Origin of the sequence: Phormidium pseudopriestleyi FRX01 (assembly GCF_017313335.1) — a bacterium.
Taxonomy (GTDB): Bacteria; Cyanobacteriota; Cyanobacteriia; order Cyanobacteriales; family Laspinemataceae; genus Laspinema; species Laspinema pseudopriestleyi.
The window spans coordinates 1-4,696 of sequence record NZ_JAFLQW010000085.1 but is presented as its reverse complement, the minus strand read 5'-3'; the positions used below and the strand labels follow the sequence as shown (position 1 = coordinate 4,696).

At 50.2% G+C, this 4,696-nt stretch carries 2 protein-coding genes and 1 pseudogene; 1 reads left to right on the top strand and 2 read right to left on the bottom strand.

The annotated features are described in order from the left end of the window. Positions 1-58 precede the first annotated feature (58 nt). Positions 59-2,134 carry a thioredoxin domain-containing protein gene (locus J0895_RS03555; protein ID WP_207086752.1) on the top strand — a complete coding sequence of 692 codons (2,076 nt, stop codon included), beginning with the start codon at positions 59-61 and terminating at the stop codon, positions 2,132-2,134. Positions 2,135-2,203: 69 nt separating this feature from the next. Here J0895_RS03555 and J0895_RS03550 read toward each other — a convergent pair whose 3' ends face one another. After that, positions 2,204-4,120 (bottom strand): peptidoglycan D,D-transpeptidase FtsI family protein, encoded by a 1,917-nt coding sequence (locus J0895_RS03550; RefSeq protein ID WP_242541024.1) that lies wholly within the window; start codon positions 4,118-4,120, stop codon positions 2,204-2,206. A 155-nt stretch (positions 4,121-4,275) separates the two neighbouring features. Then, positions 4,276-4,696 (bottom strand): annotated as a pseudogene (locus J0895_RS03545) (hypothetical protein); the annotation flags it as partial.

Below are 4,696 nucleotides of genomic sequence, written 5' to 3'. Positions count from 1 at the left end.
GACAAATGACCAACGACAAATGACCAACGACCAATGACCAACAACCAATGACCCCATTATGACAAATCATCTGGCAGAGACTCAAAGTTTGTATCTTCGCAAACACGCGGAGAACCCGATTGATTGGTGGCCCTGGTGTGAAGAAGCATTAGCAACCGCCAAAGCACAGAATAAACCCATTTTTCTGTCGATTGGGTATTCCAGTTGCCACTGGTGTACCGTCATGGAAGGAGAAGCGTTCTCCAGTGAGGCGATCGCCTCCTATATGAACGCCAACTTTTTGCCGATTAAAGTCGATCGCGAGGAACGACCCGATATCGACAGCATCTATATGCAAGCCTTGCAAATGATGACCGGCCAAGGCGGTTGGCCCTTAAATATTTTTCTCACTCCCGATGACCTTGTACCCTTTTATGGCGGGACTTACTTCCCCGTCGAACCGCGCTATGGCCGTCCCGGTTTCCAAGAATTGCTGCAAGCAATTCGGCGCTACTATGATCTCGAAAAAGGCAAACTCGAAGCCTTCAAAGAAGAAATCATGGGTCATCTCCAACAGGCGGCGACCCTCCCAGCAATTGATGATCTGCCAGAAGAACTCCTCTGGAAAGGATTCGAGACCAGTGTAACGGTAATTGCCCACCGGGAGTATGGACCCAGCTTTCCCATGATGCCTTATGCCCAACTGGTCCTGCAATCGACGCGCTTCGATCTTGAATCGGAATATGACCAGAGAAGTGCGATCGCCCAACGGGGTTTTGACCTAGCCTCCGGTGGCATCTATGACGCCGTTGCCGGTGGGTTTCACCGCTACACCGTCGATCCCACCTGGACGGTCCCCCACTTTGAAAAAATGCTTTACGATAACGGTCAGATTGTCGAATTTTTAGCCAATTTGTGGAGTGAAGGCATCCAAGAACCAGGATTTGAATGGGCCGTGGCCGGAACAATCCAATGGCTTAAACGCGAAATGACCGCCCCGGAAGGCTATTTTTACGCAGCACAAGATGCCGATAGTTTCACCACTCCCCAGGACAAAGAACCGGAAGAAGGCGCATTTTATGTCTGGACTTATCAGGAATTAGAACGTCTCTTAACCCCAGAAGAATTCACCGCCCTCAACCCAGAATTTTTCCTCACCCCCGAGGGAAATTTTGAAGGAAAAATTGTCTTAAAACGGACCAATCTGCAAGCCATCAGTCCCACCGTAGAAACCGCCTTAGCCAAGCTATTTCAAGTCCGCTATGGGGCATTACCCGAAGCGGTGACAACCTTTCCCCCCGCTTGTAACAATCTGATAGCCAAAACCCACAACTGGCCCGGTCGAATTCCTCCCGTAACTGACCCCAAAATGATTGTCGCTTGGAATAGTTTAATGATTTCTGGGTTGGCAAGAGCGGCTGTAGTGTTTGACCAGGGGGAATATGCCACCCTAGCCACTGCTGCGGCGAATTTTATTCTGGATCATCAATGGGTTGAGGGTCGTTTTCATCGCCTCAATTATGAGGGTCAAGCCGCAGTGCTCGCCCAATCGGAAGATTACGCTTTGTTTATTAAAGCCTTATTGGATTTAGAACAAATGGAACAGGTTCATCCTTCGGGTGCTAATTGGTTAGAGAAAGCGATTCAGGTTCAGGAAGAGTTTGATGAGTTTCTCTGGAGTATGGAATTGGGAGGATATTTTAATACCGCTAAAGATAGCAGTAGTGATTTGATTGTCCGGGAACGAAGCTATACGGATAATGCGACCCCGGCAGCCAATGGGGTGGCGATCGCCTCGTTGATTCGATTATCCATGCTCACCGAAGACTTAACTTATCTCGATCTCGCCTTTAATGCCCTCACATCCTTTGGGGCAATTATGGAACGCGCACCTTCGGCTTGTCCTAGTCTATTTGTTGCTTTGGATTGGTATCGTCATCACACTCTAGTCCGCACTGCAGGCAGTCGGATTCCCGGGTTAATGTCCCAATATTTTCCCACCTGTATTTTTCAGCCGAAGTCAGACCTCCCCTCGGGGGCGATCGGCTTAGTCTGTGAGGGTCTCTCCTGTCAAGAACCCGCCACCACTGGCGAACAACTGTTAGAACAGATGCAAGGTGCTCAAGTCCGACCCTCTGCGCGATCGGGCGGTTAGTCTCGCTTTGTCCCCCATCAAGGGTAAGAAACCGGGTTTCTGGTGCTTTCTTCCCTCGCCAATCCAACTTTACTGACTAGACTCCTCAACCTCGGGGGTTTCAACCCGTTTCGAGGGTGGGATGCCCTCAACTTGAATCAGGGATTCTATGATTTCTTTGACAATGGGTGCCGCGACGGTTCCCCCATAGCCGCCCACGGGTTCATCCACGGCGGCGAGGACGACGTAGCGGGGGTTATCTGCGGGTAAAATTGCCACAAAACTGGCGATGCGGGCGTATTCGGAATAACCACTGCCATCATCGGATGCTTTTTGAGAGGTCCCGGTTTTTCCGGCAATCCGATATCCGGGAATTTGGGCGGCGGTGCCGGTACCGTCGTCGATGACCTCCTCCATCATTCCTACTACGGTTTGGGTGGTGGAGGGGGAAAAGACTTGGCGCTTGGGACGGAGGTCCGGTTGCCAATACTGGCGTCCTTGACTATCGAAGAGTCCCCGGACGACATGGGGGGTGACGAGATAGCCTTCATTGGCTAAAGCGCCGTTAATTTGGACCAGTTGTAGGGGGGTCAGGGAAAGACCTTGGCCGAAGGAGGCGGTGGCAGCATTGACCGGGGAGGCCATAAATTCGGCGCGCGATCGCAGTTGACTGGCGGTTTCAAAGGGTAAGTCTGCGCCGATGATATCGCCGATGCCTAGGCGTTGCAGCCAACTGTAAAAGACCCGCGATCGCATCTGTTCGATAATATGCACCATGCCGACATTACTGGAATAGCGGATGATTTCGGTCACGGTGAGATTGCCTCGACCGGCCCCATCGGAGTTGGAAATCGGCCATTCATCGACGTAAATCTGCCCTTCATCATAAAAGACGCTGTTGGCTTCTATGGCACCGGATTCTAAGGCGATCGCCACGGTAATAGGTTTGAAGGTCGATCCCGGTTCATATAAGTCCGTCAGCGCCCAGTTTTTAAATAACTCTAGATTGGCTTTAAAATATTCGTTGGGGTCGTAGGAAGGATCACAAACTAAGGCTAAGATTTCGCCGGTTTTGGCATCCATAACGATCGCCGTGCCGCGTTTGGCATTCCACTGTTTCCGGTGTTTCTCTAGGGCAACCCGTGCCGCTTGTTGCAACCGCGAATCTAGGGTGATTTGCAAATGCAAATCGTCTAGGCGCATAAATTCAGCGGGTACTGGGTCGGGGATCAGCGAACCCCATAATCTGCGGTCCAGTTCTAACGAGGCTTCCCGGGCGAGTAAGTGCTGGTGACTGGCTTCTATCCCCGCTTGACCTTGACCTTCGGTATCCACATATCCCAGCACATCTGCGGCTAAGTTTTGCTGAGGATAATAGCGGGCGGGATTTTGCTCTAGTTCTAGTCCATCTAGGAAGATATCTCGGATGCGATCGGCATTTTCCTCCGAGATGCCGATTGCCACGGCAATTCCACTTTCTGCTGCGTTGAATTTTCCAAAGAGTTCCGCACTGGTTTGATTCAGAATCGGGGCTAGAGTTACCGCCATCTCTTCCTTAGAGATTTTAAATAGTTTGGGATGGGCGTATAGGGTATAAACTGGGCGATCGAGAGCTAAAACGTTGCCATTGCGATCGACGATCGCCCTGCGGGGAATAAACGGCTGCAATTTCACATCTTGCTGCTGTCTGGCTTGTTCTTGTAAATCCTGCCCATTCACAATTTGCAATCGATACAAATTCCCACTCAATCCCAATATTCCGACCATTAAAACCCCCCAGACTACCGTAAATCTAATCCGGGGATTTCCCAATCGAGTCAGGGCGCGGACTCCTCGCCTCATTCGCGGCGAGCTGTTCAAATTCTCTAGAATTAATAATAAAAAAGCCAGGGGTAACAGTAAGAGCAAGTTTTTACCGCTCTCTTGTCCCCGCTTATTCCGAGCCGTCCCCCGGTTGATTTTTTTCGGGCGTTGAGATTGGGTTTTGCGATGAGAGTTTCGTTGCAAATTTGCCCCAGGGTGTGGAATCCTTGATGCCATATTCCGCTCGTAAAATGTAATCAGGTTGGAGAATTTGAATGCTTTTTATACGGGATTGATTCAGGCGATATTCCCCGGTTTAGGTCAACAATGAGTCGAGTTTAATCCCGAACTTTTGAAGGTTAATATCCCACGGGTCGGTTATCGGAAGTTGGGGGTTCTTCCCCAATGATTTCTTCTGATTCTGGGGGTTTTACTGGGGTGGGTTTTAAAAATATCATTTGTTTTAAGTTAGGGGGGACTAACCCGCTGCCCGGTTCTTCTGCTTGTTTGGAGAATTGGGTTTTTAAGCTTTCGTTGGTTGAAGTCAGTTTTCGCTCTTGGCGGCGCAAACTTTCCAACTCTCGGAAGGATGTACCCCACTGTTGCTGGTAGTAGACAGTGCTGCCATAGATGAATAAGGCGGCACCGACGAGGAGGAAGGTGGCAAAGGATGAAACGGTTTGAGCTTTCACGAGCGATCGCAACCAAAAGGGAATAGCCCAAGGATTTGAGGTGGACTGATTTCTCGTTGCCTGGTTCTTTCTGGGTTCGGTTGTCTTC

Coding starts and splice junctions, on each gene's coding strand:
- J0895_RS03555 (WP_207086752.1), top strand. CDS start 59: ATGACAAATCATCTGGCAGAGACTCAAAGTTTGTATCTTCGCAAACAC.